The organism is Dankookia sp. P2, from assembly GCF_050632255.1.
In the GTDB taxonomy this organism is placed as follows: Bacteria; Pseudomonadota; Alphaproteobacteria; order Acetobacterales; family Acetobacteraceae; genus Paracraurococcus.
In genome coordinates, this window is sequence record NZ_CP192581.1 from 1,876,208 (window position 1) to 1,894,682 (window position 18,475).

The 18,475-nt window shown below is 75.1% G+C and carries 15 protein-coding genes and 6 pseudogenes; 20 read left to right on the top strand and 1 reads right to left on the bottom strand.

Annotated elements, in window-relative coordinates:
• Positions 1–129: 129 nt before the first annotated feature.
• The 20 genes and pseudogenes from ACQ86J_RS11135 (at position 130) to ACQ86J_RS11230 (ending at position 15,439) form a co-directional block, all read left to right on the top strand.
• Positions 130–1,128 carry an AraC family transcriptional regulator ligand-binding domain-containing protein gene (locus tag ACQ86J_RS11135; protein ID WP_431271157.1) on the top strand — a complete coding sequence of 333 codons (999 nt, stop codon included), beginning with the start codon at positions 130–132 and terminating at the stop codon, positions 1,126–1,128.
• A gap of 33 nt (positions 1,129–1,161) precedes the next feature.
• Positions 1,162–1,725, top strand: a complete 564-nt coding sequence (locus ACQ86J_RS11140; RefSeq protein WP_431271158.1) for a phosphotransferase — start codon at positions 1,162–1,164, stop codon at positions 1,723–1,725.
• Complete coding sequence (locus tag ACQ86J_RS11145; RefSeq protein WP_431271159.1) at positions 1,662–2,015, top strand: phosphotransferase; 354 nt, start codon at positions 1,662–1,664, stop codon at positions 2,013–2,015. Before ACQ86J_RS11140 ends, ACQ86J_RS11145 begins: the two co-directional genes overlap by 64 nt.
• A complete protein-coding gene (locus tag ACQ86J_RS11150) occupies positions 1,976–2,140 on the top strand; it encodes a hypothetical protein (RefSeq protein WP_431271160.1) in 165 nt (54 codons plus the stop codon). The genes ACQ86J_RS11145 and ACQ86J_RS11150 overlap by 40 nt, the downstream gene beginning before the upstream one ends.
• 159 nt (positions 2,141–2,299) lie before the next feature.
• Positions 2,300–2,404 (top strand): annotated as a pseudogene (locus tag ACQ86J_RS11155) (nucleotidyltransferase family protein); the annotation flags it as partial.
• Between the two features lie 89 nt (positions 2,405–2,493).
• Positions 2,494–3,030: a hypothetical protein gene (locus ACQ86J_RS11160; protein ID WP_431272821.1), complete on the top strand. Its 537-nt coding sequence runs from the start codon at positions 2,494–2,496 to the stop codon at positions 3,028–3,030.
• Between the two features lie 333 nt (positions 3,031–3,363).
• A complete protein-coding gene (locus tag ACQ86J_RS11165; protein WP_431271161.1) occupies positions 3,364–4,620 on the top strand; it encodes a hypothetical protein in 1,257 nt (418 codons plus the stop codon).
• On the top strand, positions 4,617–6,239 hold the full coding sequence (locus ACQ86J_RS11170) for a PD-(D/E)XK nuclease family protein (protein WP_431271162.1): 1,623 nt from the start codon (positions 4,617–4,619) through the stop codon (positions 6,237–6,239). The genes ACQ86J_RS11165 and ACQ86J_RS11170 overlap by 4 nt, the downstream gene beginning before the upstream one ends.
• Positions 6,166–9,075 (top strand): annotated as a pseudogene (addA, locus tag ACQ86J_RS11175) (double-strand break repair helicase AddA); the annotation flags it as partial. The gene ACQ86J_RS11170 and the pseudogene addA, both read left to right, overlap by 74 nt.
• Positions 9,076–9,085: 10 nt before the next feature.
• Positions 9,086–9,733 (top strand): PD-(D/E)XK nuclease family protein, encoded by a 648-nt coding sequence (locus ACQ86J_RS11180; protein WP_431271163.1) that lies wholly within the window; start codon positions 9,086–9,088, stop codon positions 9,731–9,733.
• 122 nt (positions 9,734–9,855) lie between these two features.
• Positions 9,856–10,186: pseudogene (gene trxA / locus ACQ86J_RS11185) on the top strand (thioredoxin TrxA).
• Positions 10,187–10,319: 133 nt separating this feature from the next.
• Positions 10,320–10,664: a PQQ-dependent sugar dehydrogenase gene (locus ACQ86J_RS11190; RefSeq protein ID WP_431271164.1), complete on the top strand. Its 345-nt coding sequence runs from the start codon at positions 10,320–10,322 to the stop codon at positions 10,662–10,664.
• Positions 10,586–11,386, top strand: a complete 801-nt coding sequence (locus ACQ86J_RS11195) for a PQQ-dependent sugar dehydrogenase (protein ID WP_431272371.1) — start codon at positions 10,586–10,588, stop codon at positions 11,384–11,386. The genes ACQ86J_RS11190 and ACQ86J_RS11195 overlap by 79 nt, the downstream gene beginning before the upstream one ends.
• Positions 11,387–11,623: 237 nt before the next feature.
• The gene (locus ACQ86J_RS11200) at positions 11,624–11,779 is read left to right on the top strand and encodes a hypothetical protein (RefSeq protein WP_431271165.1); all 156 of its coding nucleotides are present in this window, start codon (positions 11,624–11,626) and stop codon (positions 11,777–11,779) included.
• Positions 11,780–11,861: 82 nt separating this feature from the next.
• Positions 11,862–12,083, top strand: coding sequence for a hypothetical protein (locus tag ACQ86J_RS11205; protein ID WP_431271166.1), 222 nt, complete (start codon positions 11,862–11,864; stop codon positions 12,081–12,083).
• Between the two features lie 151 nt (positions 12,084–12,234).
• Positions 12,235–13,266: a calcium-binding protein gene (locus ACQ86J_RS11210; protein ID WP_431271167.1), complete on the top strand. Its 1,032-nt coding sequence runs from the start codon at positions 12,235–12,237 to the stop codon at positions 13,264–13,266.
• Positions 13,230–14,414 (top strand): annotated as a pseudogene (locus tag ACQ86J_RS11215) (hypothetical protein); the annotation flags it as partial. The gene ACQ86J_RS11210 and the pseudogene ACQ86J_RS11215, both read left to right, overlap by 37 nt.
• Positions 14,415–14,827: 413 nt before the next feature.
• Positions 14,828–15,166 (top strand): hypothetical protein, encoded by a 339-nt coding sequence (locus ACQ86J_RS11220; RefSeq protein WP_431272372.1) that lies wholly within the window; start codon positions 14,828–14,830, stop codon positions 15,164–15,166.
• Positions 15,163–15,207 (top strand): annotated as a pseudogene (locus tag ACQ86J_RS11225) (hypothetical protein); the annotation flags it as partial. The gene ACQ86J_RS11220 and the pseudogene ACQ86J_RS11225, both read left to right, overlap by 4 nt.
• Before the next feature lie 19 nt (positions 15,208–15,226).
• Positions 15,227–15,439, top strand: a complete 213-nt coding sequence (locus ACQ86J_RS11230) for a hypothetical protein (RefSeq protein ID WP_431272822.1) — start codon at positions 15,227–15,229, stop codon at positions 15,437–15,439.
• A 405-nt stretch (positions 15,440–15,844) separates the two neighbouring features.
• Here the strand turns inward: ACQ86J_RS11230 and ACQ86J_RS11235 are convergent.
• A pseudogene (locus ACQ86J_RS11235) lies at positions 15,845–18,470 on the bottom strand (DUF4175 domain-containing protein).
• Positions 18,471–18,475: the final 5 nt, after the last annotated feature.

Sequence of the window (18,475 nt, forward strand, 5' to 3'; positions counted from 1 at the left end):
TTGCGACAGTGGGTCCGGATCCACTATCTGTTTTTCGCATGTTGGGCCGTAGCGGGCGGGCCCGCCCCGCTGCGGCCGCTCCCGCTAGTGAGGACCGCGCGCATGCAGCCGCACCGACGTGTCGGACCATTGGCCGAGTTCCCCCGCCTCCTGGAGGCGCTGGGGGCGGACCCGGCGGCGGCGCTGGTGCAGGCGGGGGTGGACGCGGAAGTGCTGCGGAATCCAGCGAACCTCCTGCCCATCGCCACCTGCGGGACGCTGCTCGCGGCTGGCGCGGCCGCCACCAGCTGCCCGCATATCGGGCTGCTCCTCGGCTGCCGGGCGGACCTCGCCAGCCTGGGGCCGGTCGGACAACTCATGCGGCACGCGCCGACGCTGGAACACGCGATCCGCGACCTCGCCGCACACCAGCCGCGCGATGTCCAGGGGGCCGTCACCTATCTCTCGCGGCGCGACGGGACAGCCTGCTGGGGCTATGCCCTCTGCACGGCCGGGCTGGAGGCGACGGAGCAGATCTGCGAGGCGGCCCTCGCCTTCGGCGCCGGGATACTGCGGGAGCTGGTCGGCGGCGCCGTGCAGGGCGTCCTCATCGCCCACCGGCCGCCCGACAACCCCCTGCCCTATCGCGCCTGCTTCGGCGTCATGCCCGAATTCGATGCGGAGCAGTACGCGCTGCTCTTCCCCGAGCCGCTACTCGACCTGCCGGTCATCGGCGCCCGGCCCGCACTGCGATCGCGGCTTGAGGCCCTGGTCGCGCGGCACCGGGCCGTACCGGCGCCCGGCATCGCCGAGACGGTCCTCTGCCTGCTCCGGGCGCGGGCGATCTCCTCGGAAGGCTCGCAGGAGGAGGTCGCGGCGGAGCTGTCCCTGCATCCGCGCACGCTCGGCCGCCGGCTCCGGGCCGAGGGCACCAGCTTCCGGCGGCTCCAGGGCGAGGCGCGCTTCCTGATCGCCCGGCAATTGCTGGCCGGCACGCGGCTGCGGGTCACGGACATCGCCGCCGCGCTCGGCTATGCCGACCAGAGCGCCTTCACCCATGCCTTCCGGCACTGGGCGGGGCAGGCGCCGGGCGATTGGCGCGCCGCCGCGGACAGCCCCGCGGAGCGACCGCCCCGCTTTCCCGGCTGACATCCCCGCCCCGCCGGTCCATGACACCCCCGCATGCGATATCCCGATCCCTTCCTCGCCGCCCATGGCTATGCCGCCGCCGAGCGCCTGCCGCTCGCCGCCGACGCCTCCCTCCGCACCTACACGCGCCTGCTCGGCGGCCCCCGCCCGGCGCTGCTGATGGACGCGCCGCCACCCGAGGATGTCCGCCCCTTCGCCGCGCTGGCCCGCCACTTCCTCGCCGCCGGCCTGTCGCTGCCCGAGATCATCGCCGAGGATGCCGGAGCCGGCTTCCTCCTGCTCGAGGATTTCGGCGACGCGACCCATGCGGCGCTGCTCGATGCCGGCACCGACCCGGTGCCGCTCTACACCGAGGCCGCCGAGGCGCTGGCGGCGCTGCATGCCGCCCCCGTTCCCCCGGCCTGCCGGCCTGGGACGCCGCGGCGATGGCGCGCGCGACGGCGGCGACCTTCCTCGACTGGTGGTGGCCCGCCGCCTTCGGCCAGGCCCCGTCGGAGTCCGTGCGGCAGGGTCTCGACGCGGCCCTCCACGCCATGCTGGCGCCCTTCGCCGGCGCCCATGGCTTCGTCCACCGCGACTACTTCCCGGCCAACCTGATGCGCCTCGATGACCGCAGCGGCCCGCGCCGCACCGGCATCCTCGACTTCCAGGACGGCGCGCTGGGGCATCCCGCCTACGACCTGATCTCCCTGGTCGAGGATGCGCGGCGCGATGTCGAGGCCGCGACCCGCCGCGCCGCGGTCGCCGCCTATCTCGCGGCGCGGCCGGGGCTGGATCGCGGCGGCTTCCTCGGCGCCATGGCGGCCTGCGCGGGGCGCAGCGGCACCTGCGGGTGGCGGCCTTGTGGGTGCGGCTGGACCGGCGCGACGGCAAGCCGGGCTACCTGAAGCACGGGCCGCGCTGCTGGGGGCTGCTGCAACGCTCCCTGTCGCAGCCGGCTTGCGCGCGGCTCCGGGACTTCCTCGACGCGCATGTGCCGGAGGAGATGCGGCGCAACCCGCCGCCGGGCTAGCCGGCCCGCGCGACGGCGGGACCTGGTCGCGACCTTGTCTTCCGTCCCGCCCGCCGCCGTCGTAGGAAGGCGCCGCGATCCCCGCCCCAGCAGCCGGAGTGCCCCCGCGTGATCACGCTGACCCATGGCATGGTCCTCGCCGCCGGCCTCGGCCTGCGCATGCGGCCGCTGACCGAGACCACCGCCAAGCCGCTGCTGATGCTCGACGGCCGCAGCCTGCTCGACCACGCGCTGGACCGGCTGGAGGCCGCGGGGGTGAGCCAGGCCGTGGTCAACGCGCATTGGCAGGCCGACAAGGTCGCCGCCGCGGTCGCCGCCCGCACCGCCCCCGACTCACCCTGCAGCGGGAGGAGGTGCTGCTCGAGACCGGCGGCGGCCTCGCCCATGCCTTGCCGCTGCTCGGCGACGCGCCCTTCGTCGTCGCCAATGGCGACAGCGTCTGGCTCGACGGGCCGCGCCAGGCGCTCGGCCGCATGGCCGCCGCCTTCGACCCGGCGGAGATGGACGGGCTGCTGCTGGTGGTGCGCGCGGCCCAGGTGGATGGCGAGATCGGCCGCGGCGACTTCCTGCTCGACCCGCTCGGCCGGGTCAGGCGGCCGAAGGAGCGAAGCTCGCGCCCTATGTCTTCGCCGGGGTGCAGATCCTCTCGCCCGGATTGGTGCGGGATGTGCCGGAAGGCCCCTTCAGCCTCAATCTCCTCTATGATCGGGCCATCGACTCGGGGCGGCTCTTCGCGCTGGTGCATGACGGGGTCTGGTTCCATCTTTCGACGCCGCCGGATCTCGAACGGGCCGAGGCCGCCATGCGGGCCGGGCTGGTACGGGCGCCGTTCTGAGCGACGGGCCGGACGCGCCCCGGCGCCGCCGGGGACGAGGCGAGCCCGCCCATGAAGCTGTTCGACATCCCGGCGCACCTGCCCTTCCTCGATTGCCTCGCCGCCGGCGTGCTGCGGCAGGTGCCGGGGGATGCGCCGGAACGCCTCTCCCGCGTCACCATCCTGCTGCCGACCCGGCGCTCGGCCCGGGCGCTGCGCGTCGCCTTCCTGCGCGCCGTCACGCCAGAGGCGGGCGGATTCCACGCTGGCGGAACCCTCCAGGGCGGCGCCCTGCTGCTGCCGCGGATGCGGGCGCTGGCCGGCCTCTCGACCGAGGATGCCGACGAGTTGGCCTTGCCCGCGCTGCTCGACCTGCCGCCCGCGGTCGACCCGCTGCGCCGCCAGGCGGGTGCTGGCCGGCTACATCGCCCGCCTGCCGAAGGACCACGGCGGCCCGGCGACGCCGGAGCAGGCCTGGTCGCTGGCCGGGGCGCTCGCCACCCTGCTGGACGAGATCGCGCTGGAGGAGACCGACCTCGACCTGCTGGCAAGCAGCCCGCCCGAGGCGCTGAACGACGCCTGGCTAGAGCGGCTCGAGGCGCTGGTGCCGGACACCCATGCGGCGCACTGGCAGATCACGCTGCGCTTCGTCCGCGGCGTCATGGCGCAGTGGCAGGACTGGCTGGCGCGGGAGGGGCTGCTCGACATCGGCATGCGCCGCGCCCAGGCGCTTCGCGCGCAGACCCGCGCCTGGCAGCAAGACCCGCCGCGCGACCCGGTGATCGCCGCCGGCATCGGCGTAGGCGGCACCATCCCGGCGGCCGAGGAACTGCTGCGCGTCGTCGCCACCGAGCTGCCGCAGGGCTGCGTGGTGCTGCACGGGCTGGATGCCGGCAGCGCCGAGGACCGCGTCTGGGACGCCATCCGCGCCGCGCCGACGCATCCCTTCTGCGGCCAGCAGCGCCTGCTGCACCGGCTCGGCGCGACGCGGGACGACGTGGCGCGCTGGCCCGGCTGCACGCCGGAGGACGCGGTGCGGCTGGCGGCGCCGGCGCGCCGCCCGGCGCTGCTCGGCATGGCGCTCCGCCCGGCCGCCGGCCTGCCGGCCTGGCAGTCCCGCCGCCCCTCGGAATGGCGCCCGGCGCTGGAGGGCCTGAGCCAGCTCACCGCGCCCGACGCCCAGGCCGAGGCGGTGGCGGTCGCGCTGATCCTGCGCGAGGCGCTGGAGGACCCGAAGGCGCGCGCCGCGCTGGTGACGCCGGACCGCGACCTGGCGCGGCGCGTCTCGGCCGAGCTGGCGCGGCATGGCGTGACCGCCGACGATTCCGCCGGCGAGCCGCTGGGCGAGACCCCGGCCGGCGCCTTCCTGCGGCTGCTCGCCCGGCTGGCCGCGACCGAGCTGGCGCCGGTGCCGCTGCTCGCGGTGCTCAAGCACCCGCTCTGCGCCGGCGGCTGGGACCGGCCGCGCTGGGCCGCGGCGGTGCGGCGGCTGGAGCTGGCGACACTGCGCGGGGCGCGGCCGGCGCCGGGCCTGGAAGGCCTACGCGCCGCGGCCCGCGCCGGGCTGGCGCGGGAGGCCGAGGCGGCGGCGCTGGCCGAGGTCATGGCGCTGCTCGGGGTGCTCGAGGCGGCGCTCGGCGGCTTCACCGGCCTGCCAGAGGGGTGAGCCGCCCGCCGGGCGACCTGCTGGCGGCGCATCTGGCGGCCGCCGAGGCGCTGGCCGCGACCGCGCAGTCGGCGGGCGGCCTCCGGCTCTATGCCGGCGAGGAGGGCGAGGCGCTGGCCGCGCACCTGGCGGCGCTGGAGCCGGCGATGCAGGCGATGCCGCCGGTCGCCGCCGCCGCCTGGCCGGCGCTGTTCGACGCGGCGATGGCCGGCGCCGCGGCGCCGAGCCTCCGCGCCACCCGCGGGCGCGAGCACGGCGCGCATCCGCGGGTCGAGATCCTCGGCCTGCTGGAAGCCCGGCTGCTGACCTTCGACCGGGTGGTGCTGGGCGCGCTGGACGAGACGGTCTGGCCGCTGGCGACCGATCCCGGCCCCTGGATGAGCCGCCCGATGCGCCAGGAATTCGGCCTGCCGGAGCCCGAGGCGCGGATCGGCCGGGTCTGCGCCGACTTCCTGCTGGCGGCCTGTTCCGCCCCGGTCGCCGTGCTGTCCCGCGCCGCCCGCCGCGGCGGCGCGCCGACCGTGCCGGCGCGCTGGATGACGCGGATCGAGACCTTCCTGCAAGGCCAGGACGGGCTGGCGCTGGAGCAGAGCCCGGCCATGGGCTGGGCCGGCCAGCTCGACCGCCCGGCCCGCATCGAGCCCTGTGCCCGGCCGGCGCCGCGGCCGCGGCCGGACCAGCGCCCGGCCCGAATCTCCGTCACCCAGGTGGAGACGCTGATCGCCGACCCCTACGCCTTCTATGCGCGGCACGTGCTGCGGCTGCGCGCGATCGACCCGCTCGATGCTGATGCCGGGGCGCTCGACTACGGCAACCTGGTGCATGCGGCGATGGCCGGCTTCGTCCGCCGCCTGTCCGGCCAGCCCTGGCCCGGCGAGGACGCGGCGCGCGCCTGGTGGGCCGACGCGGCGCGGATGGCGCTGGAGGAGGCTTCGCCCCGCCCAGGCCTCGCCGCCTTCTGGACGCCGCGGCTCGACCGCATCGGCGGCTTCGCCATTGAGCAGGAGGCGGCGCTGCGCAGCGACGCCGGGCCTGTCGCCAGCCTGGTCGAGCTGCGCGGCGAGCTGCCGCTCCGCCGCGACGGGCGGGAGGTGGTGCTGACCGCCTATGCTGACCGCATCGACGTCACCCCGCAGGGCCTCCGCATCCTCGACTACAAGACGGGCCAGCCGCCCAGCGGCGACGAGGTGAAGGACGGCCGCAAGCCCCAATTGACGCTGGAAGCGGCGATCGCCGCCGCCGGCGGCTTCGAGGGGCGTGCCGGCCGCGGATGCCGCGGCGCTGGTCTACTGGAAGCTCTCCGGCGGGCCGGTGCCGGGCGAGGAGAAGCGGGCCGCCGAGGGCGCGCCGCTGGTCCAGCAGCTGGCCGAGGATGCGCGCGCCGCGCTGCTCGGCCTGGTCGGCGAATTCCTGCTCGGCGACCGCGCCTTCGTCGCCCGGCCGCATCCGAAGCGGGCGCCGGCCGGCAGCGACTACGACCATCTCTCGCGCCTGGCCGAATGGGCCGGCGCCGAGGATGCGCGGGGGCCGGCATGAGCCCGCCCGATGCGCCGCGCGGCGTCGCTGGTCCGGCCGCCCGAGTTCACCGGCGGCTCCGCCGCGGCCCGGGCGCGGGCTGAGCAGCAGCAGCGCGCCGCCTCGGACCCCGCGGTCTCCGCCTGGGTCGGCGCCTCGGCGGGGTCCGGCAAGACCAAGGTATTGATCGACCGCGTGCTGCGGCTGCTGCTCGACCCCGACCAGGTGCCGGGGCGCATCCTCTGCCTGACCTTTACCCGCGCCGCGGCGGCCGAGATGCAGTCGCGGCCGCGCCGCCGGCTCGGCGAATGGACGGTGGCGGAGGAGCCGGCGCTGGCGGCGCAGATCCGCCGGCTGACCGGCGCGGAGCCCGACGACCGGCTGCTCGGCCGCGCCCGCCGGCTGCTGGTCGAGGTGCTGGAGATGCCGGGCGGCATGCGGATCTCCACCATCCACGCCTTCTGCCAGTCGCTGCTGCGCAGCTTCCCGCTGGAAGCCGACCTGCCGCCGCAATTCTCGGTGCTGGAGGAGCAGGACGCCGCGGCGATGCTGGCCGAGGCGCGCGAGGCTGTCCTGGCGCAGACCGCGGCGGTGACGCAGGAGCTCGCCCTGCTGGCCGGCATCGCCTCGGCCGACACTTTCTCCGACGTCACCCGCGCCCTGCTGCAGGACACCGCGCGGGAGCGGCTGACCCGCTGCCTCGACGGCGGCAACGGCATGGACGGGCTGCGGCTGCGCCTCGCCGCCGCGCTCGGCGCGCCGGACAGCCTGGACGAGGCGGAGGTCGTCGCCGCCGCTTGCGCGCCGGAGGAAGCGCCGCTGCGCCTGGCGGCGAGCCTGCTGGGGTCGAGCAAGACCGAGAGCGACCGGCAGCGCGCGGCGCAGCTTGCCCAGTGGATCGGTGCGGAGGCCGAGGCGCGGGCGGCGCGCTTCGACGACTGGCACCGCTTCTTCATCACCGACAAGGGCACGGTGCGGGCCGATAAGGGGCTCGCTACCAAGGGCGTCGGCGCTCGGCAGGCCGAGGTGCTGGCCGCCCTGCAGGCCGAGGGCGAGCGGCTGCTGCAGGTGGCGCAGCAGCGCGCCGCCTGCCGGCTGGGCGCGGCGACCGGCGCGCTGCTGGCGCTGGCCGCGCCGGTCATCGCCCGCTACCGCGCGCGGCAGGGCATGGCCGGCATGCTTGGCTATGGCGACCTGATCGATCATGTCCGCCGCATCCTGCAGGACCCCGGCAGCGCCTGGGTGCTCTACAAGCTCGATGGCGGGCTCGACCATGTGCTGCTCGACGAGGCGCAGGACAGCAACCCGGCGCAATGGGGCATCGCCGCGGCGCTGACCGCGGAATTCTTCGCCGGCAGCGGGGTGGAACGCGCCCGCGCCCGGTCGCTCTCGGCCGCCGCGGTGGAGGCGCCGCGCCGCACCGTCTTCGCGGTCGGCGACATCAAGCAGGCGATCTACGGCTTCCAGGGCGCCGATTCCGCCGGCTTCGCCAGCTGGGAGGCGCATTACCGCGAGCAGGTGGTGGGCGGTGGCGGCGAGTTCCGCCCGGTGCAGCTCGACGTCTCCTTCCGCTCCACCGCGCCGGTGCTGGCGCTGGTCGATGCGGTCTTTGCCGAGGGACCGGCCTGCGACGGCGTGGTCGCCTGCGGCGCGGTGCTGTCGCACGTGCCGGACCGCATCGGCCATGCCGGCTGCGCCGAGCTCTGGCCGCTGCTGCGCCCGGCCGAGACGCCGGCGCCCGAGCCCTGGCAGGTGCCGCGCGAGCCCGAGCGCGTCGCCAGCGCCGAGGCGCTGATGGCCGAGGCGCTGGCCGCCCGCATCGAGCACATGATCAGGCACGAGCCGCTGGCGGCGCGCGCCCGCCCGGTGCGGGCCGGCGACGTGCTGGTGCTGCTGCGCAAGCAGGCCAATGTCGCCCTGGTGCCGCTGCTGGTGCGCGCGCTGAAGGCGCGGCAGGTGCCGGTCGCCGGCGTGACGCGGGTGAAGCTGGTCGAGCACATCGCGGTCATGGACCTGCTCGCGCTCTGCGACGTGCTGCTGTTGCCGGACGACGACCTGCAGCTCGCGGCGCTGCTGAAGAGCCCGCTGGTCGGGCTGTCGGAGGAGGCGCTACTCGGCCTCGCGCATGGCCGGCCTGGCTCGCTCTGGGGCGCGCTGATGGCGCGGCGCGAGGAGGAAGCCGGCGGGCCGGAGGCGCTGGCCGCCGCCTGGCTGGCGCGGCTCTCGGGCCGGGCCGACCTGGTGACGCCGCACGCGCTGCTGGCGGAGGTGCTGGGCAGATCCGCCTTCGATGGCAGGCCCGGCCGGGCGCGGCTGCTGGCGCGGCTGGGGCCGGAGGCAGCGGACGTGCTCGACGAGCTGCTGAACGCTGCGCTGGCCTATGAGCGCAAGCACCCGCCGAGCCTGCAGGGCTTCCTGCACTGGCTCCGCCAGGGCGGCGCCGAGGTGAAGCGGGAGGCCGAGGGCGGCGGCGACGCGGTGCGGATCATGACCGTGCACAATGCCAAGGGCTTGCAGGCGCCAGTCGTCATCCTGGCCGATGTCGGCCCCGGCCGCGCGCCGGAGACGCTGCGCTGGCTGGAGCAGGACGGCCTGTCCCTGCCGCTCTGGGCGCCGAACAAGTCCTTCCACGCGCAGCCCTACCTGGATGCCAAGGCGCGGGACGAGGCGCGGCGGCAGCAGGAGGAGAACCGCCTGCTCTATGTCGCGCTGACCCGGGCCGAGGACCGGCTGCTGGTCTGCGGCTGGGGCAAGGATCCCGGCGAGTGGTACACCCATGTGAAGGCTGGCTTCCTGCGGCTGGCGCGCGACGGCAGGGCGGCCGAGGCGGCCTTCGACCATGCCGGTTTCGGCGCCCCGGCGGCCTGCGACTTCGGCGAGGCGGTGCTGTGGCGCGCCGCCTGCGGCCAGGACGTCGCGCCGCAGCCGGATGTGGTCGCCGTTGCGGCGGATGCCGCCGGGCCGCTGCCCGGCTGGGCCACCCGCCCCGCCCCGCCCGGAGGCCGCCGAGCTGGCCATCGCGCCCTCGGCCCTGCCGGGCGAGACGGAGACCCCGGCCGCGGCGCCGCATGGCAATGCCGATCCGGGCGGACGGCGTTTCCGCCGCGGCCGGGTGATCCATGCCCTGCTGCAGCACCTGCCGGACCGGCCGGCGGCGGAGCGGGAGGCGGCGGCGCGGCGCTTCCTCGCCCGGCCCGGCCATGGGCTGAGCGAGGCCGAGCAGGCGGAGACCGCGGCCGAGGTGCTGGCCCTGCTGGCGGCGCCTGAGGCGGCGGCGGCCTTCGCCCCCGGCAGCCTGGCCGAGGCGCCGATCGCCGGCCGGGTCGGCGGGCAGCTGGTCGCCGGCCAGGTGGACCGGCTGGTGGTGACGCCGGACCGCGTGGTGGTGCTCGACTTCAAGACCAACCGGCCGCCGCCGGCGGAGGCCGGGCAGGTGCCGGGGCTCTACCTGCGGCAGATGGCGGCCTACCGCGCGGTGCTGCGCCAGGCCTTCCCCGGCCGGGTGGTGGAGTGCGTGCTGGTCTGGACCTATGGCGCCCGGCTGATGCCGCTGCCGGGGGCGCTGCTCGACCTGCATGCGCCGCCTTCGGCCGCATAGTTTCGCCCCCGCGCCGCGTGCATGACGGGCCTGCGATGTCGCCATCCTTGACCCGGGCCCTCCGGCGCCCGACCTTTGCGGCAGAACAGGGGCACCCCGCCCCGCCAGACGAGGCACTACCGATGAGCGAACTCACCAAGGCGGTCACCGACGACACCTTCAAGCAGGACGTGCTGGACGCCTCCGGGGCCGTGCTGGTGGATTTCTGGGCCGAGTGGTGCGGCCCCTGCCGCATGGTCGGGCCCATCCTCGACGAAGCTGGCCGGCGAGTTCGCGGGCAAGCTGACCATCGCCAAGGTGAACATCGATGAGAACCCGATGACGCCGAACGAGTATGCGGTGCGCGGCATCCCGACCATGCTGCTGTTCAAGGACGGCAAGCTGCTGGACACCAAGGTCGGCGCCTCCCCGAAGGGGCCGCTGCGCGAGTGGATCCAAGGCCAGATCGGCTGATCCTCCCCGGGCCCGGCAGGCGACGCGCGGCGGCTGCTGGGCCCGGACCCAAGACAAGGAAGAAGGTGTGGGTTCGCGGGGGAATGCCTCACCCGCCCTGACCTTCGGGCCTTTGCATCCCATCTGCTGGGGCATGATCCGCACCCTCGCCCTGCTCCTCCTGCTGGTCGCCGGCGCCGCCCGCGCCCAGGGGCCGAACGCTGCGCCAGCCTTCACCGTCACCGATTTCGCCACCGGATTCGACCATCCCTGGGGCGCCGCTTTCCTGCCCGACGGCCGCCTGCTGGTGACCGAGCGCCCCGGCCGGCTGCGGCTGGTCGGGCAGGACGGCCAGGTCTCCCCGCCGCTCGGCGGGGTGCCGGCGGTCGAGGCGCGCGCGGCCAGGGTGGGCTGCTCGACATCGCCCTCGCCCCGGATTTCGCCCGGACGCGGGAGGTCTATCTCTGCCACGCCATGCTGGTGCAGGGTGGCGCGCTGACCCGGCTGGTGCGCGCCCGGCTCTCGCCCGACGCCACGGCGCTGGAGGGCGCCACACCCATCCTCGACGCGACGCCGCCGCAGGAGCAGGGTCGCAACCACTGGGGCTGCCGCATCGCCTTCGGCCCCGACGGGGCGCTGTTCCTCTCGACCGGCGACCGCTACGCGACCAAGCTGCGGGCGCAGCGGCCGGACGACCTGGCCGGCAAGGTGCTGCGCCTCGCGCGCGACGGCGCGCCGCTGCCCGACAACCCCTTCGCCAACCGCCCCGGCACGAGGGCCGAGATCTTCACCCTCGGCCACCGCAACCCGCAAGGCCTGGCCTTCAATCCCTGGACCGGCAGCCTTTGGCAGGCGGAGTTCGGCGCCCGCGGCGGCGACGAGATCAACGTGTTGCACCCCGGCCGCAACTACGGCTGGCCGCTGGTCACCAAGGGCGTCGACTACGACGGCAGCAGGATCGGCGAGGGCGCCTCCCGCCCAGATCTGGAGGAGCCGGTGCATTGGTGGGTGCCCTCGGTCAGCCCCTCCGGCATCGCCTTCTATGGCGGAGCGGCCTTCCCGGCTTGGCGCCGCAGCTTGTTCGTGGCGGCGCTGAACCCGCCCGGCCTGGTGCGGCTGGCGACCGAGGGCGACCGGGTTGTGGGGAGGACAGGTTGCTGCAGGGCGGCCCCCGGCTGCGCCAGGTGGTGCCGGGGCCGGACGGGCTGCTCTACCTGCTGACCGATGAGACGCGCGGGCGGGTGCTGCGGCTGGCGCCGGGCTAGGGCCTCGCGCCTGGAGGGCGGCCACGAATAGCTTGCCTGTGAAGACCCGGCCCGTTGTCCGCCATGACGTGCTCGGCGACGCTGTGGCGGCGAACCAGGCCAGCGCGCCGCTGCGGCAGCGGGCGGCGCTCGCCCACCGCTCGTGCGGCTGCGGCGCGGGCCAGGACCGGCGCGAGGCGTCATCGATGACAAGGTGGAGGTAACCCCGGTCGCTGCCGCGGGACCGACTCTGGCCGGCGCGGTCGCCGGCGATGCGGGGGCCGACGCCCTGTCGCCCTGGCGGATGGACGGGCTGGCCGCGTTCGACACGGCCAGTTTCCAGGTGAAGGCGATCGGGCGGGCCGTCTGATCGCCTTCACCCTTCCGCAAGCCGCTCTTCCGCTAGCCCTTCCGCCACGGGCCGCCTGCCGGCCCGCGGGGTGGAGGGGCGAGTGGCGACGCTGGACGGCACCACGGGCGACGACCTGCTGCAGGGCGGGGCGGGCGAGGATTCGCTGTCCGGGGGCGAGGGCCCGGATACGCTGCGCGGCGGTCCCGGCGCGGACCTGCTGGCCGGAGGCGCAGGCGCTGATCTCTTCGTCTTGCAGGGGCGTCGCCGGGGTCAGATCCAGCCTCGCCGCGCCCGACCGCATCCTCGACTTCAACCTCGGTGAGGGTGATCGGCTGGCGCTGCGGGCCCAGCCGGTCGGCAATGCGCTCTGGCCGATCCTCGCCGGCACCTGGAGCCTGCCAGGCCAAGTTCCGCTGCCGCTCGGCTGGGGCGGCAGCCTGGCTCCGGTCGCCACGCTGGCGGCGGGCCTTGCTTTGCCGGATCCGACCGGGGGCATTGGCATCCTGCTGCGTTGGCAGCCGGATGGCGCGGGCGGCGGCTGGCTGCTGCTGGATGCCGACCGCGACGGCCTGCTCGGCGCCGCCGACCTCGTGGTGCAGCTTGAGGCCACGATCGGGCCGGAGGCCTTCCTGCCCGGGACCTTCGCCCTGCTCGGCACCACGAGCGCCGACAGCCTGGCCGGCACCGGAGAGGATGACCGTCTGCACGGCTTCGCCGGCAACGACACGCTGGCGGGCGGAGAGGGCAAGGACACGCTGCTGGGCGGCGCTGGCAATGACAGCCTCGCTGGCGGCGCCGGCTTCGACAGCCTCGACGGCGGCGACGGCAACGACCGCCTCGATGGCGGCGACGGGCCGGATGTGCTGGTCGGCGGCGCCGGCAACGACACGCTGCTGGGCGGGGCGGGGAATGATCTTCTGCAGGGCGGCGCGGGCAATGATAGCCTGGCGGGCGGCGATGGCGAGGACAGCCTGGAAGGCGGCCCCGGCGCCGATACCATGCTGGGCGGCGCCGGGGCCGATACCTTCCTGTTGCAGGCGATGGGGGAGCCTGCCTGGTCCAGCCAGGCCGCCATGGACCTGCTGCTGGGCTTCTCCCGTGCCGAGGGCGACCGGCTGCGGATCAGCGACGCGCTGGCCGGGATCGATGCCGGGACCTTTGCCGGGACGGACGGCATCGCCCGCGCGCTGCTCTGGGGCGGCGTCACCCGGTCGCTCTCGGCCCTGCCGCTCGGCACCTTGCTGCCGGCGCAGCCGACCGGCGCGACCGGCGCCGACCAGGTCTTCTGGGTGCCGGCGCTCGCCGGCGGCTGGCAGCCGGCGGGGGCTGGCTGGTGCTCGACCTCGACCGCAACGGCCGGCTGGACGCGACGGACGCGGTCTGGCGCATCGGCTCCTCCAGCCAGCCGCTGGCGATCGGGCCGGAGGATTTCGTCCCGGGCACCTTCCTCTCGGTCCTCCGCCCCGGGGTGCAGCGCGCCGGCACTGCGGGCAATGACACACTGACCGGGGGCAGCGGGACGGAAGCCTTCCAGGGCAGCGCCGGCAGCGACCGCGTCGATGGCGGCGCCGGGGCGGGCAATGCGCTGAGCTATGCCGCGCTCACCGGCAGCGTTGCGCTGAAGCTGACCAGCTACGGCAGCGGCACCGTGGTGAAGGCGGCCGGCGGCACCGATGCCTTCGCCAACATCCATTCCTTTGCCGGCACCGTCGGCAGCGACCGGCTGGATGCCGCCGCGGCCGGCACCGGGCTCTTCACCACCGGCATCGAAGGGCTGGCGGGGAACGACACGCTGATCGGCGCCAATGGCCCGGGCGTGCAGGCCAGCTACGCCTCCAGCCCCGCCGCGGTGCGGATCGACCTTGCCGCCGGCACCGCGCAGGATGGCTGGGGCTCCACCGATACGCTGGTCAACATCCGCCGGGTCGCGGTGACCTCCGCCTTCGCCGATACCGTGCTGGGCTCGGCCGGCGACGACGTCTTCCTCTCCGGCGCCTATGGCGACAAGGTCTTCGATGGTCGCGCCGGCACCGATGAATGGCGCTATGCCGGCAGCGGGCCGGTCACCATCGACCTCGCCGCGGGAACGGTAACCAAGCCCTTCGGCACCGACCGGCTGACCGCGGTCGAGGCCGTGGTGGGCGGCGCCGGCGACGACAGCATCCGCGGCTCGGCGGGTAACGACCGGCTGGCCGGCGCGGCGGGCAACGACACGATCGATGGCGGCGCGGGCCAGGACATCATCGCGTATGACGCCATCGCCCCGGGCTCCGACCTGCCGCTGCAGGGCGCGGTGGTGGACCTGACCGCCGGGGTGGCGACCGACCCCTGGGGCGGTCGCGACGTCCTGCTCAACCTTGAAAGTGCCTGGGGATCGCGGCTGGGGGACGACCTGACGGGCCGGGCGTTGCCGGGCATCTACACCTATCTGCGCGGCCTGGCCGGCGACGACACGCTGCGCGGGCCGGCGGCCGGCACGCTGGTGATGGCCGACTATTCCGGCGACCCCGCCGGGGTGGTGGTCGACCTCGTCAGCGGCACCGCGCAGGATGGCTGGGGTGGCACCGACCGGCTGGTGCTGATCGACCATGTCCGCGGCAATTCCCTTGCCGACCGCCTGACGGGCAATGGCAATGCCAATCTGCTGCAGGGCGGCGCCGGCGACGACACGCTTTCGGGCGGCACCGGCAACGACACGCTGCAGCCGGGCCTTGGCGCCGACCTGCTGCAGGGTGGCGACGGCAATGACGTGTTCATGCCCGATCCGGATGGCCGCTTCGCCGGCAGCCTGGCGCTCGATGCCGGCGACGGCACCTCGCTCACCCTGAGCTTCGCCGGGGCGGCGACCTTCGCCGACAGCCTGGATGGCGGCGCCGGGCTCGACCGCTGGGTGGCGCCTGCGGGGCCAACCTGCTCGACCTCCGTGCCCGCTCGCCGGCTGGTATGGAGCGCTTCGAGGGTGCTGCCGGGGCCGATGCGCTGCTGCTGCCGGCCGGGCTGGCGGCGGCCGCAACGCTGCAGGGCATGGCCGGCGACGACACGCTCTCGGGCGGCGGCGCCGGCGACGTGCTGGAGGGCGGCGACGGCTGTGACCTGCTGCTCGGGCAGCGCGGGAACGACACGCTGCGCGGCGGCCTCGGCGACGACACGTTGATCGGCGCGGAGGGCGAGGATGCCATGGACGGCAATGGCGGGCTCGACATGCTGTTCGGCGGCGCCGGCAACGACACGTTGATCTCCACGGATTGGGCGGCGCTGCTGGATGGTGGGACGGGGAGGATTTCGCCTCGGTCAGCCGGGCCGGCGCGACGCGGGCGCTGCGGCTGGACCGGGACGGCACCGGCTACCTGCTGTCCGATGGCGTCGATCCGACCCGGCTGCTGGGCTTCGAGCGGGACTCGGTGACCGGCGGCGGCGGCGACGACTGGCTGCTGGGGACGGCCGGGGCGGACACGCTGCGCGGCGGTGCCGGGGCGGACGACACTGCTCGGCGCCGGCGGCAACGACCTGCTGGATGGCGGGCCGGGCTTCGACGTGGCGGCACTGGCGGGGCTGCGCGCCGGTACCGGGCTGACCCGTCAGGCGGATGGCAGTTGGCTGGCAGTGGGACCGGCCGGGACCGACCGGCTGGTCGGGATCGAGCTGGTGCGGTTCGCCGACCGGGACGTGCTGCTATAGCGCAAACACTGCGCGGGCTGCGTCACCGCGGAACATTATGCGCACGTCCGAATGAAGCGCAGGGACGATTGCCCAGCGCCGAGGCGAGCTTAGGCCGTCCCAACACGACCTGGGCTCTTCTGCACGGATGTGCGCTTCCTCCGGCCTCGGCTGAGAGGCCTCGGTTGCGAGGCGGCGGCATCGCGCGGATCAGCGCTTGCGCCGCTTGGGGCTTGGCTCGAACCTGCGGCGTCGTGCAGGCTGAGCCGTGAAGGCCTACCGCCGCAGGGCGTCCTCCCGCCCGCGCGAGAACGCACCACCACGCCCTGCGACGCTACATGTCCTAGGGATACAGGTTTAAAAGCGCATACCGCACAAGCCGGAGATGCCGGTATGGGCGCCACCTGCCAGTGTAGGCGCCGCCCGTCAGAACCGCTTCAGTAACCGGTCGATGTATTCCAGCTCCTCGGCTGGCCGCTCCCGCTCGCCGCCGCGCCGGCGCAGCTCCTCCTGCAGCCGCCGGGTGCGCAGCAGTTCGGCTTCCTCCGGCACCCGGGTATCGGCGCCGTTGTCCGCATTGCCGTTCACGTCGCGGCTCCGCCGTCCGAGCGGGTCGCGCCCCTCGCCCTGGCCCTGTGCTTGGTCCTGGCCGCTGCTACCAGGCTGGTTCTCCCCGGCCATGTCCTGCGGGTCGCCCTCTTCCTCGCCCTCCTGGCCCTGTTGGCCGAACTGGCGCTGCATCGACTGCGCCATCTGCTTGCCGCCTTCCTGCAGCGCCTTCAAGGCGCGCTGCTGGGCGTCGCGGGCATCGCCGCCCTGGCCCAGCTGCTCCTGCGCCTCCCGCATCGCCTGGTCGGCGCGGCCGAGGCCTTCCGGCACCTCACCGGTCAGGTCGCCAGATTGCTGCATCAGCTCGCCGAGCGCCCGGCGCAAGGCACGCTGGCGACGGGCGTCCTGCTCCCGCTCGGCCTGGGTCTGGGCGTCCTGCGGCGAGGACTGGCCCTGCTGCTGTCCCTGCTGGGGCTCCTGCGGCCAACGGAAACTCTGCTGGTTCAGCCGCTGCTGGCGGTTCTGCGCGGCACGGTCGCGTTCGCTACCCTCGGCGCGCTGGTGGCTGCGGTCCAGCATCTCGGACTCGCGCTTCACCATGTCCTGCACGACGCCCATCTGCTGCTGGCCCTTCTCGCGCTTCTGCTGCCGCTCCGGGTTCTCGGCCCGCTGCACGCGGCCTTCCTCCAGCGCCTTCAGCATCTCCTCGAGCTCGGCCAGCTCCTTCTTGGCGTCCTCGGGGCGGCCTTCCTTCGCCGCCTGCTCCATGCGCCTGGTCTTCCGGTCCATCTCCTTCTGGTCGAGCATGCGCGACTGCGGGTCGAAGGGGATGGCCTCGGCATTCTCGCGCTGCAGCTTCTCGGCCAGCGCCTCCAGGTGCTGGCGGATGGCGTCGCGCAGCTCCTGGATCCGGCGCTGCAGCTCGGCGCGTTCCTCGGCCTGCTTCTGCTGCTGCTCGGGCGTCGCCTGCTGATCCTTCTCCTGCGCCTTGTTCTGCTCGGCCTGGTCGAGCGCCTGGCGCAGCGCCTCCCGCGCCTGCTGCAGGGCGCGGGCGGTGCGGCCGTCGCGGCCTTCCTCCAGCGCGAGCGCGACCTGCCAGAGGATCTCCTGCACCTCCGGCACCGCCTCCGGCCGGCGGTCGACGATGAGGCGCGAGCGGGCAACGCGCAGCGACAGATAGGTGGTGACGTCGTGCTCGAAGGCCTCGGGCGCGGCGGCCACCGCCTCCAGCTCGCGCCGGGCCGGGGCGCGGCGCTCGGGCTCGAGCGAGAGCTCCTTCCGCACGGCAATCAGCCGCTTCGCCACGGGATGGTTGAAGCTGCGTTCCGGCAGGGTGACGCCGGCGGTGTCCGACGCCCCTCCTGCCCCGCCCCGTCGCGGGCGAAAAGACGTACCTGGACCTCAAGCCCGGCCCAGGGATGCGAGGAGAGGTCTGGCGTCGCCGCCCCTTGGCTTGCTTCGCCTGGCCACTCGGCAAAGGCAGCTCGACCACCAGCGGCGCCGCCTCGGGCCGCGCCTTCAGCCGCATCTCGGCACGCAGCCCGGCGAGGCCCCAGTCGTCCTCCGCTTTCCAGGGCAGCTTGATGCCGAGGCCGCGCGGCGCGCGGGCCGGCGGTTCGGCGAAGGCGATGCTCGGCGGCGCGTCGGCCTGCACGGTCAGCGCCCAGTGCGCGAGCTCCACGCCGCTGCGGCGGACCGCGAGACGGCCGCCATGCTCCAGCATCGCCTCGGCGGTGAAGCTGGCGGCGTCGAGCGCGCGGAAGGGTGTGGCCGCGGCGTCCAGCAGCAGGTCCGGCGCGGCGCCATGGCCGCCGGAGACGCTGGCCTGCAGCTTGCTGCCGGTCGGCACAGACGCGGCACCGCCAGCAGGGTCGAGGAAAATCGGCGCTGCGCCCGTATAGGCCGGCGGGGTGACCCAGGCCTCCAACTTCAGGCTGGGGGCCGGGGCCGGGCCGGCGAAGGCGGGGGTGACGGCGCGGCGCAGCCGCTCTGGCGCCTCGCTGCCGGCGACGGTGAGGGCGGCGACGACGCCGAGCAGGACGGCGGCGCGCAGCGCGCGCGGGTCGCGCGCCGGCAGGCCGGGTTTGGGGGTGCCGACCCGCAGCCGCCGGATCTGCGCCGCCGCGCGCTGCTGGTGCACCTGCCAGAGCGCGAGCCCGGCCGGATCGGTGCCCGAGGGCTTGTCGGACAGGGCGGCCAGCGGCCGGTGCCGCAGGCCCGACATGCGCTCCAGCCGCCGCTCCGCCCCGGCCTCGTCCGGCAGGCGGAAGCCGCGCCAGGCGCGCCGGCCGGCCCAGCCCAGCAGGCCGGCGAAGCCGAGCAGCAGCAGGATGTGCAGCAGGCCGGGCAGCCGCTGCGGCAGGTCGAGCAGTGCAACGACGAGGAAAAGGCCGAGCAGGCCGAGGACCGGCCAGGCCCGCGGCCAAGCGGCTTCCCAGAACAGGGGCGAGCCGCGCGAGGCGGCGCCGGCGCCGGAGCGCCGCGGCGAGGCCCGCGGGGGTATTGCCC